Origin of the sequence: Rheinheimera tilapiae (assembly GCF_042432165.1) — a bacterium.
Classification (GTDB): domain Bacteria; phylum Pseudomonadota; class Gammaproteobacteria; order Enterobacterales; family Alteromonadaceae; genus Pararheinheimera; species Pararheinheimera tilapiae.
Genome location: NZ_JBHLXP010000011.1, coordinates 72,820 through 96,925, shown reverse-complemented (window position 1 = coordinate 96,925; position 24,106 = coordinate 72,820). Strand labels below are relative to the sequence as shown.

Sequence of the window (24,106 nt, the reverse complement as noted above, 5' to 3'; positions counted from 1 at the left end):
GGCTGGTACACGGAGCGAAACCGTTGCTGCGATCTTAGGCGGCTGGCAATTACGAAAGTTGGTGAACCCGGACTGTTTTCTTGGTAAGCGCTGCCGGTAAAGCGCTTACATCAGTATAATAACCAGGTGCAGCCGCATGGTCATTCAGTCCGGAGTTCGCCTTATGTCACGTTTTCACCCCACAGCCATGATTTTTGGTGGCTTTTTCCTGCTGGGGATTTTGATCATCCTGTGGGGCATTCTGCTGCCGGATCTGAGCCGTGAACTGAAGCTGGATCCGGCGCAAAGCGGCTGGTTTTTCATGACGATGGCGCTGGGTACCATTAGCGGCGCTTTTATCGGCGGTAAATATGTGCAGAAGTTCGAATTTCTGCGCTTGTTTGCCGTGCTGGCGCTGCTTGAAACCGTCATTCTGTTTAGCATCTCGATGCTACAGCAACGCTGGCAGCTGTTTGCCGGCATCTTCTTATTTGGTTTGATTGCCTCAGTGATGTTTACCATTGGTCATACACTGATTGCGCGGCTGCACGCGAATAAACGCGCCAAAATGATGGGGCTGATGGACTTTATGTTTAGCCTCGGCACGCTGGCAGCGCCTTTTCTGGTTGTGGTGTTGTACTGGTGGCAGGAAGACTGGCGCTGGCCGGTGCGGTTGATGGCGCTCAGTTTAGTCGGGTTGGCGGGTTATGCGTTCTGGTTATCCCGGCAGCAGTTGGAACTGGCCGGCCACTCTGACACGGTACGGCGTAGCCTGTCGTATCGGGTGGTGCTGAAAAAACCAGTATTCTGGGCGCTGGCTTTTGCCATGTTTGGTTATGGTGCCGTTGAGTGGGGCAATGGCAACTGGTTTGTCAGTTATGCCAGTGCGGCATTACCTTTTGATACTGAACAGGCCCGGCTCATATTCGCCTTTTTCACTGCCGGGATGGTGATTAGCCGCCTGGGTTTTGCCTGGTTTATTCCGCTGCTCGGCAGTAAAAAGCTGCTTCGGGTGCTGGTGTTGTTAATGGTCAGCGGCGCATTGCTGGTAAAAACCATGGATAGCGCGACGGCACTGGCGCTGGGTAATTTGTTATTAGGGCTTGGCCTTGGCGGCGTCTATCCGCTGTTGTTATCAACGGCGATGGATCTGGATGCTGATAACGGCCCGGTCCTGTCAGGCTTATCGAATATCGCCGGTTCGCTGGGTTGTCAGTTGGCGGGCCTCGGAACTGGCCTGTGGGCACAACAAGCTGGTATTGGCCAGGCCTTCTGGATGCTACCGCTGCTGGCGGTCTGGTTATTGGCCTCGGTCTGGTGGTTTAGTCGGCTGGCAATGCCGGCAGTCCAGCCATCTAATTCTACAAAAATCGTACATTAAATTAGCAACTGATGATGTTTTCGCCACGAGCCTCTTGATTGTTGGGGCTTTTAAGCGCATAACATGCTGCCCGAACTATCCTGTGAGATTGAGGATGAATACAACTATCGATTGGGCACAACTGCAATTACAGGCAAAAGCTGCATCGGATCAGGCCTACGCGCCTTATAGTCATTTCCCGGTTGGCGTTGCCATCCTGGCCAGCTCAGGCCGCATTTATACTGGCTGTAATGTCGAAAATGCTTCTTATGGCGGCACGACCTGTGCTGAACGCAACGCCATCGCCGCTGCTGTCGTCGCCGGTGAACGCCAGTTTGCCGCTTTAGTCGTCTACACCCCGCAAGACAAACTGACACCACCTTGTGGTATTTGCCGTCAGGTCATTGCTGAATTCTTTACGCCGGACAGCCCGGTCGCCAGCTGCAACCACTTAGGTGCACTGCAAAGCTGGACTCTCGCCGAATTGCTGCCTGATGCCTTCACGCCGACTTATCTGGCGGCCAGTACCAAGGTTAAATCTTAAGGACTCTTTATGTATTTACCGCAGGAAATCATCAAGTTAAAACGTAATGGCGGCAAGCTGCCGGAAGCGGCTATTCAGCAGTTTGTCACAGGGCTGACCGACAACAGTTTCAGCGAAGGCCAAACGGCGGCGCTTGCCATGGCGATTTATTTAAACGGCATGGCCACCGAAGAAACCGTTGCGCTGACCCGCGCGATGCGCGATTCCGGCGCCGTGCTGAACTGGCAGGGCAAACTGAATGGCCCGGTGGTCGACAAACATTCCACCGGTGGTGTTGGTGACAAAGTCAGCCTGATGCTGGCGCCGATGATTGCCGCCTGTGGTGGCTATGTACCGATGATTGCCGGCCGCGGCCTCGGTCATACCGGTGGTACCGTCGATAAACTGGAAACTATTCCGGGCTATAGCTGCACGCAGCCTCTAGCGACGATTCAGCGTGAAGTGGCGCGCTTGGGCTGTGTCATTGTCGGCCAAAGTGGCGAGCTGGCTCCGGCCGATCGCCGGCTGTACCTGATTCGTGACGTGACTGCGACAGTTGAATCTATTCCGCTGATCACCGCGTCGATTTTATCGAAAAAGCTGGCGGCGGGCCTGGATGTGCTGACGATGGACGTCAAAATCGGCTCCGGCGCCATTATGAAAAATATCGACGATGCATCGGCGCTGGCGCAGAGTATCGTCAATACCGCCAAAGGTGCCGGCGTACCGACGCAGGCACTGCTGACCGATATGAACGAATGTCTGGGCAGCACTGCCGGTAACGTGCTGGAAGTGCTGGAAACACTGGATTATCTGACTGGTAAATACCGCGAACCACGGCTGCATCAGGTCACGCTGGAACTCGGCGCCAGCATGCTGCAACTGGCTGGCTTGTTTGCCGACAAAGCTAGTGCGGTGGCTGCACTGGAGCACAGCTTAACTTCAGGCAAAGCCGCGGAGATTTTCGCGAAAATGGTTGCTGCGATGGGCGGGCCGGCCGATTTGCTGGAAAAACCGCAGCTGTATCTCGGCAAAGCGCCGGTGGTGCAGGATATCGTCGCACCACATGCCGGTTATCTGGCGGCCAGCGATACCACTGCAGTCGGTATGGCAGTGGTGCGTTTAGGTGGTGGCCGTGCCCACCCGGCACAAGTGATTGACCCCGTGGTCGGCTTCAGTGACGTGCAGGCGCTTGGTTCGAAAGTTGCCGCCGGTGATGTGTTGGCGCGAGTGCATGCGGCTTCTGTTGAAGCGGCGGCCAAAGCCTCTGCGGAATATCTGGCGGCGCTGAGTTTCAGTGACAACGCGGTAAGTTTGCAGCCGATTGTGCATAAAGTGATTGATTAACACAAACGCAGATGAAGCCCGGTTTATGACCGGGCTTTTTTTTACCTGAAACCCGGCCCCGGTAAAACTTTGTAGCATTTTCGCCTGCCATGCTGACACTTTCCTGCTGTTGGCAGATCCTGCGTTGTTGCATGCTGTGCGCGGCGCAACAACGGAGTATTTGAATGTCACAACGGATTGCAGGTTTTGATCTGGCTCGAGCCATTGCCATGCTGGTGATGGTGCTGGTGAATTTTAAGGTCGCGATGCTCAGCGGTGCTGTCCCGGACAGCGGATTTGGACTGGACCTACTCGATGGTCGCGCGGCGGCGGTATTTGTCACGCTGGCAGGGATCGGGCTGAGCTTGCTCAGTGCCACAGCGCGGCTGCGGGGCTCAGTCGAATTACAACAGCAAGTGCGGCGACAAGTGCGGCGGCGGGCTGCATTTTTGTTTCTCGTTGGACTTGGGTTTGTCACGGTCTGGCCAGCCGATATTCTGCATTATTATGGGGTTATGTTGGCGCTCGCCAGTTTGCTACTGTTTTGGCGCGGTAGTCTGCTGCTGGGGCTGGCATTGATGGTGGTGCTGGCGTTTCCGCTCGCGCTTTGGCTTGGTGTCGATTACAACGCCGGCTGGCACTGGCCTAGTCTGACTTACCCGGAATTCTGGTCATGGGCTGGGTTCTGGCGCAATTTATGGCTGAATGGGTTTCATCCGATATTGCCCTGGTTCTCGTTTTTACTGCTCGGGTTGTGGCTGGGCCGGTTGAACTGGCAACATAGCGCAGTGCAATGGCGCCTGTTATTGGCGGGAGCGGGCCTCTGTCTGCTTGCTGAAACACTGGCGCGATTCTGTACTGATCCGCTGTGGTCGGTCTGGCTGGGACAAATGTCTCCAATGCCACCTTTACCTTTATATATGTGTTCTGCCATGGGCTCGACGCTGATCTGGCTGGTGTTGGCAGTGAAAGTGGCGAGTGTGTATGCCAGCCACCCACTGGTGCAACAGCTTGAGCATCTAGGCAGGTTGGCGCTGACCTTGTACCTGACACACATTCTGTTAGGGCTTGGCATACTGGATGCGCTGGGGCTGTTGCAGCAGACGTCTTTGCCGCTGGCAGTAGGCAGCGCCTGCGCTTACTTTATATTGTTTGGGTTATTTTCAGTCTGGCATCGGCGGCATTTTCAAAGCGGACCATTGGAATGGTGCTTGCGAAAAGTCGCCGGCGCCACCAGATCTGCATAAAGCGGCAAGGCACAGGAGTACAATATTGGACGCGACTGCACTGGTTATTATCGATATGCAACAGGGGTTATTGGCGGATCGGCTACCGGACGATTATGCCGCTGTGTTGCAACGTTTGCAGTTACTCTACCAAGCCGCCCATCAGGCACAGCGACCGGTGATATTCGTTTGCCACGAAGCGCCGGATTCTGTGCTGGCCTATCAAAGCGCGGGTTGGCAACTGGTCGAAGGGCTGCAGCTGTCTCAGGGTGACTTACTGGTACGTAAAACCACGCCGGATTCATTCTTACGTACCGATCTGCATCAATTGCTGCAACAGCGTCAGATTAACCGGTTAGTCATCGCCGGTTATGCCAGCGAATTTTGTGTCGATACGACGGTCCGCAGTGCCGCTGCGCATGGTTATGCCATCGATTTAGTGGCAGACAGCCATACGACGCACGATAAACCGCATTTAGCCGCGGCCAGTATCCGTGCCCATCATAATGCGACGCTGGCTGCAGTACGTAGTTTTGGTGTCCCGATCCGGCCTGTACCGGCGGCAGAGGTAGTATTTGTCGGCTGATAATAGATTCGACTGGCCTGGCGGCGACTGCCGGCTTTTCGTTGGCGTGGCTTTAAGTCCGGCGCAACAGCTGCAAATTGCGGCTGTGCTGGCGCTGTTGCCGGCGGAACTGAAACCGGTACCGGCAGAGAACCTGCATCTGACCTTGAGGTTTTTAGGGCAAAGCAGCGAGACACAGGCTCGTCAGCTTTGGGCCCAGCTTAGCGCTGCATCATTGCCGGTTTTTTCGGTAAGGTTGGAGCAATTGTTGTGTTGGCCGGGTCCACGGGTACTGTGCTTGGCAGGGGATATTCTAGATCCGGCATTACGGGATCTGGACGCCTGTATCACGCAAGCAGCAGCCGGTGCTGGATATCCACCGGCGCAGCATTCGCTGCACCCTCATCTGACACTGGCGCGAGGTGCGAAACAATTACCGCAATCGCCTTTGACAGTGCCGGCATTGCAAGTGCAGCCATCTGAGCTGCACTTGTATCAGTCCGTCTCAACGCCAGCCGGTGTACGTTACCCGGTGTTGGCGTCTTTGCCGCTACTGGCTGACTAGAGTAAATAGCTCAGATGCTGGTGGAAACGGATCACACAGTCGTCGGTATCGCCTTGCAATGCCAGGTTGCGGCATAGCTGTCTTAATGCAGTTTCGACTTGATTCATAAAATGGCCGTAGCCCCATTCAGAACTGTCATCCCGGCCAGCGGCAAATACCAGATGTACCGTGTCTGGTAACACATCAGGTTGCCAATGGCTTTGTAGCTGCAGCATTGGACTGGTTAAATCAAAATTCAGCATCCGCAGCTCGCGACCGGCGCGGGCTTTATCTAAATGACTGTTGCGCACCAGCGGTAAAGTCCCGTCAGCGACCAGGGCAACATGCCGCAGTTGGTTGGCATTGGCGGCTTCTGTCAGCAGATGCTCCATCCGGACAAATAATCCCGACCAAGGAGGCATTTGCTCCGGGTCCACGCCCAATACTTCTTTGATTTTACGGCTAAATGGCAGACTAACGATGGCGTAATTCATCGTTTGATGTGACGACGGAATGGCCACGTCACGCGCTTCGTAGCGTTTTTCCAGATCGCGTAATTTGTAGCCGTAGCTGTCGTTACAGCCTTTTTGCCGGGCAAATAAATCATAAGACAAATGCTGATGGTCACGCAGCTTCATCGTCTGGTCAGGCAATGGCAAACGCTGGCGGAATTGCTGAACGACCTGCACCACCTGCTGATGGAACGCCGCTGCCTGCGGTCGGATCTCGCTGCCAGTGGCCAGAAACAACAAACTGATTTTGCGGGCGCGGTGATAGGGGTCGATAAAACTGTGCTGCGCTTCGTGATAACGTGGATTGTAAAAAAACAGGATTTGGTCTTGGGTCTGAAAGCTGAAGGCTTCCGTGTGGTAACGCACCACCGGCAATTTGTCGTTGGCAATAAAGCTTACGTGGCGCAAACCTGCTTGTTGGCACAGTGTGAAAAACAACTGGCCAAGGTCGTTGTAGCAACTGGCCTGATCGTCATATTGTGCCAGTAAGGCTTCGCTGACCTGCAGTTCGGCCAACAGATACTGATTATCTTTGGCGGTTTGCGGAATATAAACTTTGTGCAAAGAAGAGTGCATAACGGCTCCGTGTTAGGTATCAGGATTCGGCGCACAGTGTAGGAAGTTTTTCGGAACAGGAAGTTGTCTTAGCGCAAGCTTTAGTAAGAGTGTGAGAAAAAACAGGGACCGAATAGGTCCCTGTTTGCTCTGAGTACGCCAGTTCTAGTGCAGTTTCAGCCGAGGGCGGATAATCTTGTTGATCCGGCCTATCACCGAAATGGCAATAGTACGTAGCCAGCCATGTAACGCCACCTGATGCATGCGGTATAACGAGATGTACGCCATTCGGGCAATGCGCCCTTCAATCATCATCGCGCCGCCAACCAGATTGCCCATCAGACTACCGACAGTACCAAAACGGCTGAGCGAAATCAGCGAACCGTGGTCTTTATACTGGTAGTCAGTTTGCGGTTTGCCATTCAGCGCCGCCATCAGGTTTTTCAACACATGTGATGCCATCTGGTGTGCCGATTGGGCGCGCGGTGGTACCCATTTGTTGTCCGGTAACGGGCAGCCCGCCGCATCACCAATCACATAAATCTGGCTGTCGCGGGTGGTTTGTAAGGTCGGCAATACCAGTAACTGGTTTAGCCGGTTGTTTTCAAGGCCAGCTAAGTCCTTCAGGAAATCCGGCGCTTTAATACCTGCTGCCCAGACCATCAGTTCTGCAGGCAGGAATTCGTCACCCAGTTGCAGGCCATCTTCCGTCGCTGCTGTGACCTTGGTCGCCACCCGAACATCCACGCCGAGTTTGACCAGTTCCTGATGCGCGGCGGCGGCGATCCGCTCAGGCAGAGCCGGCAGAATACGCGGACCTGCTTCTACCACCGTAATTTTCAGCCGGTCGCGTTTCATCTCATTAAAACCGTACTGATTCAGTTCACGGGCGGCATGGTGTAGCTCTGCCGACAGTTCCACGCCGGTGGCGCCTGCGCCAACAATAGCGATATTCAGGTTTTCTTTTGGATGTTGCGGTGAATTCAGTTTGATATAGGCTTCGAGCAAACGTCGTTGAAAGCGATTTGCCTGGGCAGGACTATCGAGGAAAATACAGTGTTCGGCGATACCTGGGGTATTGAAGTGATTGGAAATACTGCCAATGGCGAGGACCAGATAATCGTAGCCAACACGGCGTTCAGCTAATACTTCTTCGCCTTGTTCATCGGTCAGCGGTGCCAGAATGACCTGACGCTGATCTCGGTCCAGTCCCGTCATAGTCCCCAACTGGAACTCAAAATGATGGGCACTGGCGTGCGCACGATAAGTAATTTGATCAATATCGACATCTAGTGTACCGGTCGCCACTTCATGTAGTAGCGGTTTCCAGATATGAGTCGGATTGCGGTCGACCAGGGTCACTGCTGCCCGGCCTGATTTGCCGAGTTTATTACCCAAACTGGTAGCTAGTTCAAGCCCACCTGCGCCGCCGCCAATAACGAGAATACGGGGAATTGCCATTTTTCCTAACCTTTGTTTGTTATCGAGATACAAGATTTTTGTCTTGTACGCTGACAGTGGTAGGCCCAACTCCTACAACTGACAACGGCGCAGATACCACCGGGTCTCTACGGCTTAATCCTGCTATACCTGATCTGCCCAGGCAGCCCAACATCAGAGACAGCAAGATATTGTTTATTTTCCACCATCCCTGATGGTTTCGCCACAGACTGACTGGCGTTCAAACGGCAGCAAGCCAAAAGGTTGGCTTGCTGAGATCCCGTTTTCGCCATACCAACCGTCCTTGGTTATAAAAAAACCGGCTCGAGGGCCGGTTTCGGGATTAACTGTTTTTCGCCCGTTTCATCGAATCGAAGAACTCGTCGTTGGTTTTGGTCATTTGCAGCCGGTCGATGAGGAATTCCATGCAATCGGTCTCATCCATCGGATTGAGAATTTTGCGCAGGATCCACATTTTTTGCAGCTCTTCTGACGACGCCAGCAGTTCTTCACGGCGGGTGCCAGAACGGTTGAAATCGATGGCAGGGAATACACGGCGTTCAGCGATTTTGCGCGACAGGTGCAATTCCATGTTACCTGTGCCTTTAAATTCTTCGTAAATCACTTCGTCCATTTTTGAACCGGTATCGACCAGCGCGGTGGCGATAATGGTCAGACTGCCGCCTTCTTCGACGTTACGGGCTGCACCGAAGAAACGTTTTGGTTTATGCAACGCGTTGGCATCGACACCACCGGTCAGCACTTTGCCTGAACTTGGGATCACAGTGTTGTAAGCACGTGCCAGACGGGTAATGGAGTCGAGTAAAATGATCACGTCTTTTTTATGTTCGACCAGGCGTTTGGCCTTTTCGATCACCATTTCAGCAACCTGGACGTGGCGGCTGGCTGGTTCGTCGAAGGTGGACGCGACTACTTCACCTTTGACCATCCGTTGCATCTCGGTGACTTCTTCCGGACGCTCGTCGATCAGCAGTACCATCAACACACACTCCGGGTAATTCGATGCAATCGACTGAGCGATATTTTGCAGCAGAATGGTTTTACCGGCTTTTGGCGGAGCAACGATCAAACCACGCTGACCGCGACCGATTGGCGAGGCCAAATCCAGTACCCGGGCAGTGATATCTTCTTTACTGCCGTTACCACGTTCCATCCGCAGACGGGAATTGGCATGTAATGGCGTTAAGTTTTCAAACAGAATTTTGTTGCGCGCTTGTTCCGGCCGGCCGAAGTTAACTTCGTTTACTTTCAGCAAGGCAAAATAACGTTCGCCTTCTTTTGGCGGGCGGATCAGGCCTGAAATGCTGTCGCCGGTACGCAGGTTAAAGCGGCGAATTTGACTCGGCGACACATAGATGTCGTCCGGACCTGCCAGGTAAGAACTATCAGAAGAACGCAGGAAACCAAAGCCGTCGGACAGAATTTCCACAACACCATCGCCGTAGATTTCTTCGCCGTTTTTGGCGTGAGATTTTAGAATGGCGAAAATGATGTCCTGCTTGCGCAGACGGGCCATGTTTTCGAGGCCCATGGACTCAGCCAGATCAACCAGCTCGTTAATCGGCTTCAGTTTCAGTTCGGTTAAATGCATATTGATGGATTCTTGTGTATCAAAACGGAAAGAAAGCTTTTCGCTGAGCAAATGCAGTAAGGGTTTGGATTGGTCAACGAGCAAGCGGGTTTTAGAAAAGTTGCTGGATCACACCTTAGCAGGATAAGTTTTGGTCGTCTAGTTCAAACAAAAAAAAGGCGTATAAAAAATACGCCTTTTCTGCAACCGATATTAGATGTTGCTGTCAAGGAACTCTTTTAATTGAGTTTTTGACAGAGCGCCGACTTTGGTCGCCGCAACCTGACCGTTCTTGAACAACAACAATGTAGGAATGCCGCGGATCTGGAATTTCGGTGGTGTATCCGGATTGTGGTCGATATTCACTTTCGCCACAGTCACTTTGCCGGCATATTCCTCAGCTACGTCATGCAGGATTGGCGCGATCATTTTGCAAGGACCACACCATTCAGCCCAGAAATCAACCAGAACCGGGCCTGCTGCCTTTAACACGTCCGCTTCAAAGCTGTCGTCGGTCACTTGTAAAATTTTGTCGCTCATTACTATCTCCGCTGGGGCAGGGCCGTTATCTGCACGGCTGTGTTGCCATTAAACCGGACCTGGCCGCATCGTCGGCAAGGCCTGAAATACCTGTTAAAAAACTCGCTTCAATTTTATCCGGACTGTTCCTTATTGCAAGCGCAACGGTTATGCTTAGTGGCTATGAATAAAACACATCTCACTACACATAAGTTCGCCGACTTCGCGCTGGCGCCTCAGATCCTTGATGCACTGAGTGCGCAAGGTTATCAATATTGTACGCCGATCCAGGCGCAAACTTTGCCTTTAGCATTAGCGGGCAAAGACATCGCCGGACAAGCTCAGACCGGTACCGGGAAAACCCTGGCCTTTCTGACCGCGACTTTTCACTATTTACTGAACCATGAGCCAAAAGGTTCAGGTCAGCCGCGCGCTATTATTATGGCGCCGACCCGTGAACTGGCCGTACAAATTCACAACGACGCAGAAGCGCTGGCAAAAAGTGCCGGTTTTAAGCTTGCTCTGATTTATGGGGGCGAGGGTTACGATTCTCAACGCCAGATGCTGGAAAAAGGTGCTGACATTCTGATCGGTACCACAGGCCGGCTCATTGATTACCTGAAACAAGGTCTGTATGACCTGTCGCAAATCCAGGTTGTGGTGCTTGATGAGGCCGATCGTATGTTCGATCTGGGTTTTATCAAAGACATCCGCTTTATGTTCCGCCGCATGCCACCTGCCACAGAGCGGTTGAGCCTGCTGTTTTCTGCCACTTTGTCTTATAAAGTGCAGGAACTGGCGTTTGAACAGATGAACCAACCGGAACATATTCACATCGCGCCGGAACAAATGACCGGTAGCCGTATCAGCGAAGAGCTTTTCTATCCTTCGAGCGAACACAAAATCCCATTGTTGTTATCCCTGATGGAAGAAGAGTGGCCGGATAAAGCCATTGTGTTCGCCAATACCAAACACTGGTGCGAAGATATTTTTGCCTGGCTGGAAGCCGATGGCCACCGGGTTGGCATGCTGACCGGTGATGTTATTCAGAAAAAACGGCTGAAAATTCTCGACGACTTCACCAGTGGCAAGCTGGATATTCTGGTAGCAACAGATGTTGCGGCGCGTGGTCTGCATATTCCAAAAGTCAGCCATGTGTTTAACTTTGACCTGCCGGATGACTGTGAAGATTACGTGCACCGGATTGGCCGGACTGGCCGCGCCGGCGAGAGCGGCAAAGCGATCAGTTTTGCCTGCGAACGTTATGCGCTGAATCTGACTGCCATTGAAGACTATATCAAACACTCAATCGCTGTTACTCAATACGATGCCAGTGCGTTATTGACCGATTTAGTGGTACCAAAGGCGCGCGTACGGCGCCGGATGGGCCAGCCAAGACCAGGTCAAAATCGTAGTGGTGGCCGTGGAAGTTCGAATGGACCAAGACCAGCTCGCACCCGACCTCGTTGATACCGGCTTTGTGCTGCCGGGTTCTACACAGCATCAGGATATTTATGCTGTGATTGATCTCGGCTCCAACAGCTTTCACATGTTGATGGTGAAAGTTGTTGGTGGCAGTGTGCAGGTGATTGGCCGCGTCAAACGCAAAGTGCGTCTGGCCAGTGGCCTGAATGACAATCTGGTCCTCAGTAAAAAAGCCATGACCCGTGGCTGGGAATGCCTGGCGCTGTTCGCCGAACGGTTGCAGGACATTCCATCAAATAATATCCGTATCGTCGGCACTGCGACGTTACGCCTCGCTCACAACGTCAAAGTTTTCCTGACCGAAGCTGAGAAAATCCTCGGCCACCGCATCGAAGTCATTTCCGGCGAAGAAGAAGCGCGACTGATTTACCTTGGTGTGGCCCATACATCCAGTTCAGACAGTAACCGGCTGGTGATTGATATCGGCGGTGCATCAACCGAGATGGTGATCGGCCACGGCTTTTCTCCGCTGCATCTGGCCAGCCTGCATATGGGCTGTGTCACTTATCTCGATCGATATTTCAGCGACGGTTTACTCAGCGAAGACAACTTTAATGCGGCAATTGCCGCCGCAGAAGCTGAAACCATAGGCGTCGCCGCTTTATTTCTCGGGACTGGCTGGCAGTTGTCAGTTGGCGCTTCCGGCACTGTGCAGGCGATGCAGGAAATTCTGGTCGGTCAGGGCATGGATGAAGTCATCACGCTGACGCGGCTGGAAACCATCATGCAGCAGAGCATTGCCTGTGGTCAGATCGATAAGCTCGATATCGTCGGCCTGGCGCAGGAGCGCAAACAAGTGTTTGCGTCCGGGTTGTCGATCCTGATTGGCCTGTTCCGGCAGTTACATATTCCTGGTATGACGCTGTCCGGCGGTGCGCTGCGCGAAGGCATTCTGTACGGCATGTTGCCACAGTTACAGCATACCGACGTTCGTAATCGCACTATTGCCAGTCTGATGGTGCGCTATTACATCGACCAGCAACACGCCAACCGTGTCGCAGAAATGGCGCTGCAACTGGCGCATCAACTGCAGGATCAATGGAACCTCGCTAAATTCGAAGGCCTGAGTATGCTGCGGGCAGGCGCGTTGCTGCACGAGCTGGGCTTACTCATCGAATACAAAAATCACCATCATCATGGTGCATATATTATCAGCCATACCGAATTGCCTGGTTTTACCCGTGCGCAGCAACAACTGCTGATGGCACTGGTATTTAATCACCGTGCCGATATTCAGCGTGACATTATTGCCAAGCAGACGATGACGTCGGTGTTGTTGGCGGTAAGGCTGACCCGGCTGCTGCGTCTGGCCGTCATTCTGTCGATGCGGCGTAAGCATGAGGCGCTGCCGGAAGTGCAGATCAGTGCACAGGCCGAGGTGTTATTGGTGGCGTTGCCAAAAGGCTGGCTGGAACAACATCCGTTAATGCGGGCCGAGCTGGAGCAGGAAGTCGCTTACCAGCAAGCCGCCGGCTGGCAGCTGCAGGTACGTTGATGACTTGTCCATAAATAAAAAAGGCCGCAATTGCGGCCTTTTTTATTTATGGACAGTGTGACGCTCAGACCGATTGCTCTTTCAGCCAAGTCGCCACTTTTTTCGCGAAATAAGTCAGGATGCCGTCTGCGCCAGCGCGTTTAAACGCCAGCAGCGATTCCATCACCACCGGCTTTTCTGCCAGCCAGCCATTTTGAATCGCCGCGACATGCATCGCATATTCACCGCTGACCTGATAAGCAAAAGTGGGTACGCCAAACTCGTCTTTGACCCGACGGACAATATCCAGGTAAGGCATGCCTGGCTTGACCATCACCATGTCGGCGCCTTCTTCCAGATCCATCGCCACTTCACGTAACGCTTCATTGCTGTTGGCAGGGTCCATCTGGTAAGTCTTTTTATTGCCACCTTTTAAATTGCCGGCCGAGCCTACAGCATCACGGAATGGACCGTAGTAGCTTGATGCATATTTGGCTGAATACGCCATGATGCGCGTGTTGACATAACCTTCAGCTTCCAACGCTTCGCGAATGGCGCCAATGCGGCCATCCATCATATCTGAAGGTGCGACGATGTCGGCGCCAGCCGCCGCGTGTGACAGCGCCTGTTTGACCAATGCATCGGTGGTGATATCGTTCAACACATAACCTTTGTCGTCGATAATGCCGTCCTGACCGTGTGTGGTGAACGGGTCGAGTGCGATGTCGGTGATGATGCCGAGCTCCGGCACGTGCTGTTTCAGCAAGCGCACTGCGCGTTGTGCTAAACCTTCCGGGTTCCAGGCTTCTTCTGCGGCCAGCGATTTTTTATCTGCAGCGGTGACCGGGAAAATGGCGATAGCCGGAATACCCAAATCTGCCAGTTCACGCGCTTCAAGCAACAACAGGTCCAGCGTCATGCGCTCAATGCCAGGCATCGACGCGATGGTTTCGCGTCTATTGTCACCATCGATAATAAACATCGGGTAAATCAGATCGTTGACAGTGAGTTGGTGTTCGGCCATCAGCCGGCGGCTGAAATCGTCGGCACGCATCCGGCGCAGACGGCCGGCAGGGAAATAACTAGAGTTCGGATTCATCCGCAGTTCCTTCGGTTGGTTCGGTCACAGGCTGTCCGGCGGCTGTTTCTGCTGATGGCGCCGGCGTCAGTTGAACCTGATTGCGCCCGCCATGTTTGGCGCGATACAGCGCTTCGTCGGCGGCCTGAATATAATTGCTGCTGACCATAGCAGATTCGGCGATGGCGGCATAACAACCTGCGCTGATCCGGACACTCAGCGCGCCAATCTCCGTATCAAACGGCGTATCGGCGATGCTCTGACGGATCTGCTCGGCCAATGCCACCACGCCGTCGGCATCAGTATTTGGCAGGATCAGCGCGAATTCTTCGCCACCGTAGCGGCAGACATGGTCACTGGACCGCTTCAGTAAAGACTGAATACGCTGTGCGACCCCACGGATCACCGCATCACCGGCCAGATGACCATGTTGGTCGTTAATTTGTTTGAAGTGGTCAATATCCAGCATCACCAATGCCAGCGGGCGTTGTTCCCGCCGGCTACGCTTCATTTCTGCTTGGATTTTTTTGTCAAAATACGCGCGGTTGCGCACGCCGCTGAGCGCATCCAGCGTGTTCTGTTCTTCCAGCGCGCGGTTTTTCTCACCCAGTTCGGTTAGCGCCACCTGTAACTCCAGGGTGCGGGACTGAATACTGTCTTCTAATCGTTCAGCTGTTTCGCGCTGCCAGATCAATTGCTTGCGATAGACCACTAAAGCGCAGAGCGCAGCGCCGATGCTGATACTCAGACTGGTGACAAAGATGAATAACCACGGAAACTGTAACAGTGGGCTGAAGAAAAAAAGTACAGGCTGGAAATCAGGCATCGGCGTTTATCCCAAACAGCTGCAGGGCGTTCTGCCGGCTGGCTGTTGCAACAGCACTGAGTTCCAGCTGCAGCAACGCGGCGACTTTTGCGCCGATAGCGGGCAAAAAGGCTGGTTCATTGCGCCTGTTCTTCGGTTTGTCGGTCAAATTGCGCGGTAACAAATAAGGTGCATCCGTTTCCAGGACCAAGCGGTCCAGCGGCACATAGTTCAACGCTTGTTGCAACGACTGACCCCGGCGTTCGTCACACAGCCAGCCGGTAATGCCGATGTATAAACCGAGGTCCAGATAGGCGCGCAACTCAGTTTCATCACCGGTAAAACAATGGGCAATGCCATGGTTGATTTGGTGCGACTGCAGCAGAGCGATCTGGTCGGCAAAAGCGTCACGTTCATGTAAGTAAACCGCTTTTCGCTGTTGTTTGGCAAGAGAAAGTTGGGCAGAAAACACGCGAAGCTGCTGCGCTTTTTCAGAGAACATCCGGTTAAAATCCAACCCGCATTCGCCAACTGCAACCACATTAGGTTGCTGCAGTTGTTGTTCCAGCTGTATCAGCCAATCTGCGCTGACGTGGTCGGCCTGATGCGGGTGCACACCGGCGGTGGTGTAACAGCCGGTTTGTTGCCGGCAGAATTGGACATTATCAAGGGTTTCGCTGAGGTCACTGCTGATCAGCAGCAGCTCATTAACACCGTCCTGTTGTGCCTGCATGACGACTTGCTGGCGATCGGCATCAAACTGTGCACTGAACAGATTAACGCCAGCATCAAACCAGCGAGCAGGGTCAGTCGACACGACGCACCCGGATCTTGCGGTTGCTGCGGCCATTATTCAGCAGGAAAGAACCCAACATGGCGCGCTCAATAGTACAAACGTCACCGGCTTTGATATCCAAACGGCTATCGTCGCTTTGTAACCAGATTTGACCATTTTGCATGGTGATTTCGGCACGGCCTTTTTTTGTGAGCCGCACTGATTTCACTTCGAGACGTAAGTCGTCCACTTGTTGTTCCGGTGCGCGGTTTTCCAGGCCAAAACTATCGACAGGATCTGCTGCCGGGGTTACTGTTGCAGGCACAGCAGGCACAGCAGGCACAGCAGGCACAGCAGGCACAGCAGGCACAGCAGGCACAGCAGGCACAGCAGGCACAGCAGGCACAGCAGGCACAGCAGGCACAGCAGGCACAGCAGGCACAGCAGGCACAGCAGGCACAGCAGCTAAAGTATTCAGGCTACGAGCCAGTTGATCATAACATTGCAGACGGGCCTGATCCTGGGACATCGCCAGACAGTGTTGCATCTGTGCATTGAGATCAGTGCTCTGCGCCTGGGCAGTGCCGACCATCAAACCAGTGATTAACCACATGTGGCGCATATCTACTCCCGTCTTGTTGTTGCGTGTCAGATCCGCAATCTTTATTTTTTATCGTCAGGTTCGAACGGTCAATCAGCATGCCGATTGGGCTGAAACAGCGTTATTGCAGCCGTTTTACTTTGATTGCTTTGCGGCCCTGCTGACATTTCAGTGTAAAGGAACCAAACACACCACTGCTAATGACGCAGCTGTCACCTGCACTGACTTTCAGGAAAGCCTGGTCCAGTTGTAACCAGCGCTGACCATTACTCATCGTCAGCAGTAATTTTTGGCGTGAGTCCTGTGCCACAGCTTTGACCTGCACGGTCAAATCAGCAATGGCAGACTCAATAGTTTCGCCACTGGTGCCAAACAAAGCTTCATCGCGGTTTTGTACCGATACTGATGCAGCAACCGGCGCGGCTTCTGACGTTGTCACTGCTGGCGACACTGGCACTGTGGGTGCGACTGCTGCGGCACTGGTTGGCTCGGCTGCGGCGTCGACTAACTGGTCGTAACATAATAACCGTGCTGCTGAGTCAGTAATGGCGCGACACTGCTGCAGTGAGCCAGCCGTTGCATTCGCGGCAATACTCAAACTGCAAACAGCAACAAATGCGGTAAAACAACGCATGCACAGACTCCTGTTATTCAGTTTTCTCTTCTGGCTGTTCGTCTTCAGGATCGGCAGGTCTTTCATAAAACCGGCCCAGCCAGATGCCAATTTCGTACAAAATACACATTGGGACGGCAAGCAAGGTCTGTGACAATACGTCTGGCGGCGTCAGAAACATCGCGATGACAAAGGCAATCACGATGAAATAAGGCCGTTTTTCTATCAGTGTTGCTCTGTCCATCACTCCGGACCAGATCAGCAGCAACATCGCGACCGGAATTTCAAAACTGAGGCCAAAGGCGAAGAACATCTGCAGGACAAAATCGAGATAGGTACTGATATCGGGCGCATTGACCACACCTTCCGGCGTGACGCTGGTAAAAAAGCCAAAAACCAAAGGAAATACAAAGAAGTACGCAAAAGAAATGCCGGCATAAAATAACAATGTCGACGAAACAATCAATGGCGCTATCAAGTGTTTTTCTTTGTTGTATAAAGCCGGCGCGACAAAACTCCAGATTTGATACAACACATAAGGGATCGCGAGCACAAAAGCGACGATAAAAGTCAGTTTAAAAGGCACGAAAAAAGTGGATGCCACGCCGGTGGCGATCATGGTGGTGCCTTTGGGCAAAGACGCCAGCAGTGGCAGTGCCAGCATGTGATAAATGTCGTTGGCGAAATAGGCCAGACTTAAAAACAGCAATACCACCGCAGCAATAGATTTCAGCAGGCGGTTACGCAGTTCAATCAGGTGCCCCATCAGGCTGTTGGGGTCATGACGATGTTTTTTGCTCATTCACTTGTGCTGTGTGGTTATTGCTGGCAGGTGCAGCAGCCGGGGCTGTTGCTGCGGATGGCGGTACTGATGTTATTGGTGCTGCTGCAGCGAGGGCAGGCGCCGGCGTCGCTGCAGTTTGTACGGGTGCCGCAGTACTAAAACCGGCTGGGAGCTCAGGGGCTGACGTTGTGTTGCCTTGACCATAAGGATTGTTCACGTCGGCAGCGGCCTGACGCAATTCCGCCAGTGCATTAATTTCGTCGGCGGATAAACCTAGCAAGCCTTTTTCTTCAGCCTGGCGCAGTTTTTCATGCAGTTCATGCACACGCAGCTCGTCTGACAACTCCGACTTCATCTGATGGCCAAATTGCCGGATGGAGCGGATAGTGCCAGTGACTGAGCGGATTGCGCCCGGCAGCTTTTCTGGCCCTAACACCAGTAAAGCTACCACGCCAACAACAACCAGTTCCCAGAAGCTCATCAGTGCTTATCTTGAACCTGATTGACCGGTGCTGCTGCTGGCTGCGCAGGCGTAGTCGTTTGTTGTGCCGCTGGCTGTGTCGCGGCAGTTGGCTGTGCAGTCACTGCCGGATCACGTTTTACTTCAGCTGGAAATGTCGCGTCCTGTTCAGTGTTTTCTTCAGAATCTTTAATTGAACTCCGGAATCCACGAATGGCAGAACCCAAATCGTTGCCGATGTTACGCAACCGTTTGGTGCCAAACAGCAACACAATAATCACCAGAATAATCAGTAATTGCCAAATACTTACGCCGCCAAGACCCATAATATGTACTTCCTCAGAGTAAAAACCGTTCCAGTATACGCTTGTTGTCTAACCGAACTCCATGCCCGGTTTCGCGAACGATGCCGATTCTATAAAAAAATTATGACAAAATCGCTTTGATAGCGCCGATACAACCAACCACAAAGGCGGCAAGCGCTAACCCTGAGTGGCCGAGTGCCAGCAGGATGGTCGCGCTGACGACAAAAGCTGCCGCCAGAATCACCAGTTTCAGGCTTTTGCCTTGTTCCAGCTGCTTGAGCTGCAGTTGTTGCAATTGGCTTAGTAGCTGTTGCTGAGAGCGCGGATGTTGTTGCAGGTAACTATGTAGCAGCGTCGGCATTTCCGGCAGTTTCTCGGCCCAGAACGGCAGATTCTCTTTAATTTGCCGCAGCACAGCCCAGGGTCCCATTTGCTGTTTGACCCAGTTTTCCAGAAATGGCTTTGCGGTCTTCCACAGATCCAGCTGCGGATACAACTGTCGGCCCAGCCCTTCTATGTACAGCAAGGTCTTTTGCAGCAGCACCAACTGTGGTTGTACCTGCATGTTGAAGCGTCGCGCGGTATTAAACAGATTCATCAGCACCTGACCAAAAGATATGTCGGCCAGTGGCTTTTGGAAAATCGGCTCGCATACAGTCCGGATCGCGCTTTCAAATTCTTCAATCGACGTATCTGCCGGCACCCAGCCGGAATCGACGTGCAGCTCTGCCACCTTGCGGTAATCGCGATTAAAAAAGGCGACAAAATTTTCCGCAAGATAACGTTTGTCTTCGCGGTTCAGGGTGCCGACAATACCACAATCGATCCCAATATATTGTGGGTTCAGTGGTTTGTCCGCGGCGACAAAAATATTGCCGGGATGCATGTCGGCATGGAAAAAACTGTCGCGGAATACCTGAGTGAAAAAGACTTCAACGCCGCGTTTAGCCAGTAACTCCATGTCGGTGCCATTGGCGATGAGCCGTTCGGTTTCTGAGACCGGAATACCGTAAATCCGCTCCATCACCATCACGTTAACCCGGCTGTGGTCGCTGTACACAAATGGAATATACAGCGACTCAGAGCCCTCGAAATTGCGCCGCAGTTGAATGGCGTTCGCGGCTTCGCGTTGTAAATCCAATTCATCCAGAATGGTTTTACGATACTCGGCGACGACTTCCCGTGGCCGCAGGCGTTTGCCATCCGGTAAAAAGCGAGCTGCTGCGATGGCTAAATCGGCCATCAGTTCCAGATCTGCCAGAATTTGCTGTCGGATGTCCGGCCGGATCACTTTGATCACTACTTCCGGCTCTGTGCCGTCTGGCAGGCGAAGCCGCGCCGTGTGCACTTGCGCCACCGAAGCTGATGCCAGTGGTTTTATTGCAAAATCAGCGAACAACTCATTGATATCATTCAGACCTAACGCCTGTTCTATCAGGCGCTGAGCTGCGTGGCCATCAAAAGGTGCCACTTGATCTTGCAGTTTGGCCAGTTCGTCGGCCAGTTCCGGCGGGAACAAATCACGTCGTGTTGATAACATCTGACCAAATTTGACCCAAACCGGCCCGAGGCTTTGCAGTGCAAGGCGCAGCCGCATGCCCGGGCTTTGCTCAGGATGACGGTTACGCAACCAGAACAGCGCAGTACGCAGCGGTGCCAGCCACCAGGGCCGTCGCGCCTGCGGGATCAGCTCGTCTAAGCCGTATTGCAGCAAGGTTTTAATGATCTGGTAAAAACGACTGATACTCATGAGGACGCCTGTAGCTGCGGGAGCAGGCCAGCAAGCTGGCGTTGTAATAATTCGGTACGGCCAGCCAAAGTACTGACCTCCCGGCTGAATTGCTGAACCTCGGCTGCGACCGGCGTCAGACGTAATTCATCCTGTGCCAGTTCCTGAATGGTCTGGTCAGCCTGTTGCAGATAATTACGGATGCCCTGTTGCAGCGCGGCAATGGCGCGGGCTGTTTTGTGGGCAACTGCATCACCCAACAAGGCCGATAGTTTCTCCTGCCAGTCCGGGTTCAGCTGTTGGAAAAACTGCGAGAATTGCTGCAAAGTCTGCAGGTCCCCGTCAATTTGTAATTTATTTTCGCGGATCAGCCGCGTCAGCTGGCTCGGATCTGACAATTGCTGCAAGGCGCTGAATTCAGTTTCTACGGCACAATCCACGACTTCCTGATGGCTGTTCAGCCAGATGCCGTTCGGCTGAGCGGTCAGCACCAGCCGTATATCGATGCCGCGTAAACACACTGCTAATTGTTTGCCTTGTAGCCGCTGTAGTCGCATTAAAGCGTCCGGATCCATGCTGATCAGTGGATTCAGGACTTTCTCGCCGAGCGTACAGAGCAGGCCGGGCCACAGCAGTTTTAACATGATGATTTCCGTCAGAATTTATAACCGCGGTGTAACGCGACGATGCCGCCGGTCAGATTGTGGTAGCTGGTCTCGCTGAAACCGGCTTGTTCCATCATCTGCTTCAGTGTTTCCTGATCCGGGTGCATCCGGATCGATTCCGCCAAATATTGATAAGATTCGCGGTCATTAGCGACCAGCTGACCCATCGCCGGCAATAGCTTAAAGGAATACACGTCATACACTTTGCTGAGCCAGGCTTCAGTTGGTTTGGAAAATTCCAGTACCAGTAACCGGCCACCAGGTTTTAGTACGCGGAACATCGAGCGCAGTGCAGCGTCTTTATCAGTGACGTTACGCAGGCCAAACGCGATGGTGATGATGTCAAAGCTGTTGTCGGCAAATGGCAGCGCTTCGGCATTGGCTTGTACATAGCTGATATTGTTGACGAGGCCCAGATCACGCAGTTTGTCTTTACCGACATTGAGCATCGATTCGTTAATATCTGCCAGTACGACCTGACCGGTCGGACCAACCCGGCGGGAAAACAATGCGGTCAGATCACCGGTACCACCGGCTAAATCCAGCACTTTCTGGCCCGGACGAACACCACTGCAATCGATCGTGAAGCGTTTCCACAACCGGTGAATACCTAATGACATCAGGTCGTTCATCACATCATATTTGGCGGCAACACTGTGAAATACGTTGGCAACCAGCGAGACTTTGTCATCGCGCGCAACAGTTTTAAAACCAAAGTGAGTACTGTCTTGATTGCCGGAATGCTGTTGTTCGGACATGAAATTGCCTTAACCAGAAGAAGTTGGCGCTAGTGTAAAAGATCCTCGGGCAGAGTCCAACCGAAAGCGGTGGATCAATTGTCGCGGATCAAATCGAACTGTTGTGTTACGACAATTTCGCCGTTGACGATCAGATGCAGTTGATGGGCGCCAGCATAGTGCTTACGTGTCGTTAGATCAGCAAAGCGATAAGACTTCTGCAGCGACAGCAAACCCGGCCCATGCTCCCGTTGGATCCACTGAAATACTTTGTGGCGTTTGGCACCGTTTTTTGACGCAAAATCAATCGCATATTCCACTCGAAGCGGCGACGGGCCGTCCGCCAGCGTCAATGCTGCGTTAAATTGCAGCGTCTCGCCATAATTTAACACTGGCTGTTGGAGCGACAGGGTGGCGTTAGTGAGTTGCCGCGGAGCGCAGTCGAATAACGCCAGTGCCGCACTGTTGCGTTGTTTCAGTAAACCACGCAGTGCGTGCTTTAGGATCCAGTCGGTGTGCACGTGCGCACCGTGCCATTGCTGGGCCAGTTGCAGCACCAGTGCCGGGTGATCTTTGCTGATGTCGTTGAGGTTATTGGCAACACTGCGCCGCACATAATCTTCCGGATCCTGCTTCAGCGCCTGCAGCACCGGTATAATCGGCGTTGGATCAGCGATAAACTGCGGCAAAGCCTGGCCCCAGGGCAAACGTGGCCGACAGCCTTCAGAGGCAAGCCGGCGATGATGCACATTGGCCGACTGACTCCAGATTTGCAATTGTTGCAGGCTCTGCGCAGGATACACTCGGAAAAATGGCCGGATGGCAAATTCAGCGGTGGAATAACAGGTGAAATGTGCCAGCGCCTGCATCGATGTCGGGAAGTCATCAAGGCCAAACTGCTCAACGATATCGGGGAAAATAAAGCCGGGCAGGCCGGTGATCTCTGTACTGACCGGTTGTAACAGCGTGCAGATGTCGGCAAAGGGCAAATCAAGCTGGTGGTACAAGGTGGTCGCAATTCGCCGCACCCGTTGTTTCAGGCCTTGTTCGGCGTATTGCGCATCCCATAAAGAGTGGATAAACCGGGTAGGGTCAAATGCGGCATGCTGTTGTTGTATTGAGGCCGCCAGTCGCTGCAGTAACGGCAGGTCTAACAGGTCTTTGAGCAGAGGTGCACTCATCGTGCTTACAGCATGGCTTCAGTGGCGACCTGATTGCGGCCGCGTTTTTTCGCAATGCTGAGAACCTGATTGGAGCGCGCCAAAAACTGGTGCCAATTTTCTTGTGCTTGGTATAACGCCACACCTAAAGAAATCGTCACTTTTGGCAGCGCTTTTTTACTGCGGGACGAGACAAAACGCAGTTTCTCTACACCCCGACGCACCTGCTCAGCAATTTCACTGGCTGTGCGCAGGTCAACATCGGGCAGCAAGATCAGAAATTCTTCACCACCAGCACGCACCGGCAGACCACTTTCCTGCACGTAGGCACTGATTTTTTTCGCCACTTTCGACAGGATCACATCACCGATGTTGTAGCCATAATCCTGATTGAATTGCTTAAAATGGTCTAAATCAACGGCAATGGCAGCGATCCGTCGTTGTGGATTTTCGGCCAGCCACTGGTCAATGTGTTCCTGCATCGCTAACCGGTTATACAAACCGGTTAATGCGTCAACGTGACGTTCGCGTTTGAGCTGCTCCAACTCTGCACGTAACTGATAACTCTGGTCATTGGATTGTGCCAGTTGGTCGCGCAGCTTTTGCTGAGTGGCTTTGAGTTCGTACGTAGCGCTCATGATCCGGCTGATGGTGTCACGAGCCTGCACAGGGGTGTCAGTTTTCAACGCAACCAGACTATGGTCCAGTACATCGATATAGTCGTGGATCGCTTCGCCGGCCTGTTCAGATTGCTGATTCAGCGTACTGACCATCTTATACACAGCCGCAATCATCTGCTCGTTCTGGCGACCGGTCGGGACTATGTAATTACTGTACAATTCGGTCATGACGAAGTCGTCAAACGGGATACGGGCGCTGAGCTTGTCTTCGATCGCCTGACATAATTCAGCGATCACACCGCTGATATACTCATAGGCGACGGTGAAGTTTACCGGGTGAGCGGCCAAACGATGCCGCTGCAGGAAGGCTATGGCTAATGCCGCCTTCTCGCTCGCTTGCTCGATTGAATCCTGATACATCATGCCAAGTAAAACTCCAATGGATACTGCATAGACTTAGCGTAACTTAAGGCCGATATGTTACGGAAATGCCATGCCAACGCAAGCACTGCGGGGAAATTACAGCGCTGTCATCCTTAAAATAACGGGACAAGTGGATCCCGCCAAGCGTTTTTTATCTGTTTCCTACATTTTTTTCAAATTATTCAGGTGTTTGCCTAATATGAGATCCTGAATGTACTGCGACTGCAGACCAAATCGGTTCAACAGGCAGAA

At 52.9% G+C, this 24,106-nt stretch carries 25 protein-coding genes; 8 read left to right on the top strand and 17 right to left on the bottom strand.

Annotated elements, in window-relative coordinates:
• Positions 1-163 precede the first annotated feature (163 nt).
• From ACFFJP_RS20900 to thpR, 6 genes are all read left to right on the top strand, one after another.
• The gene (locus ACFFJP_RS20900; protein ID WP_377248935.1) at positions 164-1,360 is read left to right on the top strand and encodes an MFS transporter; all 1,197 of its coding nucleotides are present in this window, start codon (positions 164-166) and stop codon (positions 1,358-1,360) included.
• 94 nt (positions 1,361-1,454) lie between these two features.
• Positions 1,455-1,883, top strand: a complete 429-nt coding sequence (locus ACFFJP_RS20895; protein ID WP_377248932.1) for a cytidine deaminase — start codon at positions 1,455-1,457, stop codon at positions 1,881-1,883.
• A 9-nt stretch (positions 1,884-1,892) separates the two neighbouring features.
• On the top strand, positions 1,893-3,209 hold the full coding sequence (deoA, locus tag ACFFJP_RS20890) for a thymidine phosphorylase (RefSeq protein ID WP_377248929.1): 1,317 nt from the start codon (positions 1,893-1,895) through the stop codon (positions 3,207-3,209).
• Positions 3,210-3,373: 164 nt separating this feature from the next.
• Positions 3,374-4,435 (top strand): DUF418 domain-containing protein, encoded by a 1,062-nt coding sequence (locus ACFFJP_RS20885; protein WP_377248926.1) that lies wholly within the window; start codon positions 3,374-3,376, stop codon positions 4,433-4,435.
• A gap of 25 nt (positions 4,436-4,460) precedes the next feature.
• Entirely contained in the window at positions 4,461-5,000 is a 540-nt protein-coding gene (locus ACFFJP_RS20880; RefSeq protein ID WP_377248923.1) for an isochorismatase family protein, read from the top strand.
• Positions 4,990-5,544: an RNA 2',3'-cyclic phosphodiesterase gene (thpR, locus tag ACFFJP_RS20875; protein ID WP_377248920.1), complete on the top strand. Its 555-nt coding sequence runs from the start codon at positions 4,990-4,992 to the stop codon at positions 5,542-5,544. The genes ACFFJP_RS20880 and thpR overlap by 11 nt, the downstream gene beginning before the upstream one ends.
• On the opposite strand, the gene ACFFJP_RS20870 is transcribed toward thpR, so the two are convergent.
• The 4 genes from ACFFJP_RS20870 to trxA all read right to left on the bottom strand — a co-directional run bounded on the left by ACFFJP_RS20870 (position 5,541) and on the right by trxA (position 10,161).
• Positions 5,541-6,611: a DUF3083 family protein gene (locus ACFFJP_RS20870; RefSeq protein WP_377248917.1), complete on the bottom strand. Its 1,071-nt coding sequence runs from the start codon at positions 6,609-6,611 to the stop codon at positions 5,541-5,543. The genes thpR and ACFFJP_RS20870 overlap by 4 nt on opposite strands.
• A gap of 144 nt (positions 6,612-6,755) precedes the next feature.
• Positions 6,756-8,051: an NAD(P)/FAD-dependent oxidoreductase gene (locus ACFFJP_RS20865; protein WP_377248914.1), complete on the bottom strand. Its 1,296-nt coding sequence runs from the start codon at positions 8,049-8,051 to the stop codon at positions 6,756-6,758.
• Positions 8,052-8,373: 322 nt separating this feature from the next.
• Positions 8,374-9,642 (bottom strand): transcription termination factor Rho, encoded by a 1,269-nt coding sequence (gene rho / locus ACFFJP_RS20860; RefSeq protein ID WP_377248911.1) that lies wholly within the window; start codon positions 9,640-9,642, stop codon positions 8,374-8,376.
• A gap of 192 nt (positions 9,643-9,834) precedes the next feature.
• On the bottom strand, positions 9,835-10,161 hold the full coding sequence (trxA, locus tag ACFFJP_RS20855; protein WP_377248908.1) for a thioredoxin TrxA: 327 nt from the start codon (positions 10,159-10,161) through the stop codon (positions 9,835-9,837).
• Positions 10,162-10,323: 162 nt separating this feature from the next.
• On the opposite strand from trxA, the gene rhlB reads away from it, so the two are divergent.
• The gene (gene rhlB / locus ACFFJP_RS20850) at positions 10,324-11,610 is read left to right on the top strand and encodes an ATP-dependent RNA helicase RhlB (protein WP_377248905.1); all 1,287 of its coding nucleotides are present in this window, start codon (positions 10,324-10,326) and stop codon (positions 11,608-11,610) included.
• Complete coding sequence (gene gppA, locus ACFFJP_RS20845; protein WP_377248901.1) at positions 11,576-13,120, top strand: guanosine-5'-triphosphate,3'-diphosphate diphosphatase; 1,545 nt, start codon at positions 11,576-11,578, stop codon at positions 13,118-13,120. The genes rhlB and gppA overlap by 35 nt, the downstream gene beginning before the upstream one ends.
• Positions 13,121-13,184: 64 nt before the next feature.
• Here the strand turns inward: gppA and hemB are convergent, their stop codons facing one another.
• From hemB to ACFFJP_RS20780, 13 genes are all read right to left on the bottom strand, one after another.
• Complete coding sequence (gene hemB, locus ACFFJP_RS20840) at positions 13,185-14,198, bottom strand: porphobilinogen synthase (protein ID WP_446686834.1); 1,014 nt, start codon at positions 14,196-14,198, stop codon at positions 13,185-13,187.
• Positions 14,182-15,003: a GGDEF domain-containing protein gene (locus tag ACFFJP_RS20835; RefSeq protein WP_377248898.1), complete on the bottom strand. Its 822-nt coding sequence runs from the start codon at positions 15,001-15,003 to the stop codon at positions 14,182-14,184. The genes hemB and ACFFJP_RS20835 overlap by 17 nt, the downstream gene beginning before the upstream one ends.
• Positions 14,996-15,799, bottom strand: coding sequence for a TatD family hydrolase (locus ACFFJP_RS20830; RefSeq protein ID WP_377248895.1), 804 nt, complete (start codon positions 15,797-15,799; stop codon positions 14,996-14,998). The genes ACFFJP_RS20835 and ACFFJP_RS20830 overlap by 8 nt, the downstream gene beginning before the upstream one ends.
• Positions 15,789-16,379 (bottom strand): hypothetical protein, encoded by a 591-nt coding sequence (locus ACFFJP_RS20825; RefSeq protein ID WP_377248892.1) that lies wholly within the window; start codon positions 16,377-16,379, stop codon positions 15,789-15,791. The genes ACFFJP_RS20830 and ACFFJP_RS20825 overlap by 11 nt, the downstream gene beginning before the upstream one ends.
• A 100-nt stretch (positions 16,380-16,479) precedes the next feature.
• Positions 16,480-16,992 carry a hypothetical protein gene (locus ACFFJP_RS20820; RefSeq protein WP_377248889.1) on the bottom strand — a complete coding sequence of 171 codons (513 nt, stop codon included), beginning with the start codon at positions 16,990-16,992 and terminating at the stop codon, positions 16,480-16,482.
• Positions 16,993-17,005: 13 nt separating this feature from the next.
• Complete coding sequence (gene tatC / locus ACFFJP_RS20815; protein ID WP_377248886.1) at positions 17,006-17,773, bottom strand: twin-arginine translocase subunit TatC; 768 nt, start codon at positions 17,771-17,773, stop codon at positions 17,006-17,008.
• Positions 17,751-18,236, bottom strand: a complete 486-nt coding sequence (gene tatB, locus ACFFJP_RS20810) for a Sec-independent protein translocase protein TatB (RefSeq protein ID WP_377248883.1) — start codon at positions 18,234-18,236, stop codon at positions 17,751-17,753. The genes tatC and tatB overlap by 23 nt, the downstream gene beginning before the upstream one ends.
• Positions 18,236-18,541 (bottom strand): twin-arginine translocase TatA/TatE family subunit, encoded by a 306-nt coding sequence (gene tatA / locus ACFFJP_RS20805; protein WP_377248880.1) that lies wholly within the window; start codon positions 18,539-18,541, stop codon positions 18,236-18,238. The genes tatB and tatA overlap by 1 nt, the downstream gene beginning before the upstream one ends.
• A 100-nt stretch (positions 18,542-18,641) precedes the next feature.
• The gene (gene ubiB / locus ACFFJP_RS20800) at positions 18,642-20,270 is read right to left on the bottom strand and encodes a ubiquinone biosynthesis regulatory protein kinase UbiB (protein ID WP_377248877.1); all 1,629 of its coding nucleotides are present in this window, start codon (positions 20,268-20,270) and stop codon (positions 18,642-18,644) included.
• Positions 20,267-20,893 carry a ubiquinone biosynthesis accessory factor UbiJ gene (locus ACFFJP_RS20795; RefSeq protein WP_377248874.1) on the bottom strand — a complete coding sequence of 209 codons (627 nt, stop codon included), beginning with the start codon at positions 20,891-20,893 and terminating at the stop codon, positions 20,267-20,269. The genes ubiB and ACFFJP_RS20795 overlap by 4 nt, the downstream gene beginning before the upstream one ends.
• An 11-nt stretch (positions 20,894-20,904) precedes the next feature.
• A complete protein-coding gene (gene ubiE, locus ACFFJP_RS20790; RefSeq protein ID WP_377248871.1) occupies positions 20,905-21,672 on the bottom strand; it encodes a bifunctional demethylmenaquinone methyltransferase/2-methoxy-6-polyprenyl-1,4-benzoquinol methylase UbiE in 768 nt (255 codons plus the stop codon).
• A 74-nt stretch (positions 21,673-21,746) separates the two neighbouring features.
• On the bottom strand, positions 21,747-22,832 hold the full coding sequence (locus ACFFJP_RS20785; protein ID WP_377248868.1) for a DNA alkylation repair protein: 1,086 nt from the start codon (positions 22,830-22,832) through the stop codon (positions 21,747-21,749).
• A 5-nt stretch (positions 22,833-22,837) separates the two neighbouring features.
• Positions 22,838-23,854, bottom strand: a complete 1,017-nt coding sequence (locus tag ACFFJP_RS20780) for a diguanylate cyclase domain-containing protein (protein ID WP_377248865.1) — start codon at positions 23,852-23,854, stop codon at positions 22,838-22,840.
• Between the last annotated feature and the right edge of the window lie 252 nt (positions 23,855-24,106).

Excerpts from the sequence above, each read along its gene's own strand:
- ACFFJP_RS20900 (WP_377248935.1), top strand. The coding sequence starts at position 164 with ATGTCACGTTTTCACCCCACAGCCATGATTTTTGGTGGCTTTTTCCTG.
- ACFFJP_RS20895 (WP_377248932.1), top strand. The coding sequence starts at position 1,455 with ATGAATACAACTATCGATTGGGCACAACTGCAATTACAGGCAAAAGCT.
- deoA (WP_377248929.1), top strand. The coding sequence starts at position 1,893 with ATGTATTTACCGCAGGAAATCATCAAGTTAAAACGTAATGGCGGCAAG.
- ACFFJP_RS20885 (WP_377248926.1), top strand. The coding sequence starts at position 3,374 with ATGTCACAACGGATTGCAGGTTTTGATCTGGCTCGAGCCATTGCCATG.
- ACFFJP_RS20870 (WP_377248917.1), bottom strand. The coding sequence starts at position 6,611 with ATGCACTCTTCTTTGCACAAAGTTTATATTCCGCAAACCGCCAAAGAT.
- ACFFJP_RS20865 (WP_377248914.1), bottom strand. The coding sequence starts at position 8,051 with ATGGCAATTCCCCGTATTCTCGTTATTGGCGGCGGCGCAGGTGGGCTT.
- rho (WP_377248911.1), bottom strand. The coding sequence starts at position 9,642 with ATGCATTTAACCGAACTGAAACTGAAGCCGATTAACGAGCTGGTTGAT.
- trxA (WP_377248908.1), bottom strand. The coding sequence starts at position 10,161 with ATGAGCGACAAAATTTTACAAGTGACCGACGACAGCTTTGAAGCGGAC.
- rhlB (WP_377248905.1), top strand. The coding sequence starts at position 10,324 with ATGAATAAAACACATCTCACTACACATAAGTTCGCCGACTTCGCGCTG.
- gppA (WP_377248901.1), top strand. The coding sequence starts at position 11,576 with ATGGACCAAGACCAGCTCGCACCCGACCTCGTTGATACCGGCTTTGTG.
- hemB (WP_446686834.1), bottom strand. The coding sequence starts at position 14,198 with ATGAATCCGAACTCTAGTTATTTCCCTGCCGGCCGTCTGCGCCGGATG.
- ACFFJP_RS20835 (WP_377248898.1), bottom strand. The coding sequence starts at position 15,003 with ATGCCTGATTTCCAGCCTGTACTTTTTTTCTTCAGCCCACTGTTACAG.
- ACFFJP_RS20825 (WP_377248892.1), bottom strand. The coding sequence starts at position 16,379 with ATGCGCCACATGTGGTTAATCACTGGTTTGATGGTCGGCACTGCCCAG.
- ACFFJP_RS20820 (WP_377248889.1), bottom strand. The coding sequence starts at position 16,992 with ATGCGTTGTTTTACCGCATTTGTTGCTGTTTGCAGTTTGAGTATTGCC.
- tatC (WP_377248886.1), bottom strand. The coding sequence starts at position 17,773 with ATGAGCAAAAAACATCGTCATGACCCCAACAGCCTGATGGGGCACCTG.
- tatB (WP_377248883.1), bottom strand. The coding sequence starts at position 18,236 with ATGAGCTTCTGGGAACTGGTTGTTGTTGGCGTGGTAGCTTTACTGGTG.
- tatA (WP_377248880.1), bottom strand. The coding sequence starts at position 18,541 with ATGGGTCTTGGCGGCGTAAGTATTTGGCAATTACTGATTATTCTGGTG.
- ubiB (WP_377248877.1), bottom strand. The coding sequence starts at position 20,270 with ATGAGTATCAGTCGTTTTTACCAGATCATTAAAACCTTGCTGCAATAC.
- ACFFJP_RS20795 (WP_377248874.1), bottom strand. The coding sequence starts at position 20,893 with ATGTTAAAACTGCTGTGGCCCGGCCTGCTCTGTACGCTCGGCGAGAAA.
- ubiE (WP_377248871.1), bottom strand. The coding sequence starts at position 21,672 with ATGTCCGAACAACAGCATTCCGGCAATCAAGACAGTACTCACTTTGGT.
- ACFFJP_RS20785 (WP_377248868.1), bottom strand. The coding sequence starts at position 22,832 with ATGAGTGCACCTCTGCTCAAAGACCTGTTAGACCTGCCGTTACTGCAG.
- ACFFJP_RS20780 (WP_377248865.1), bottom strand. The coding sequence starts at position 23,854 with ATGATGTATCAGGATTCAATCGAGCAAGCGAGCGAGAAGGCGGCATTA.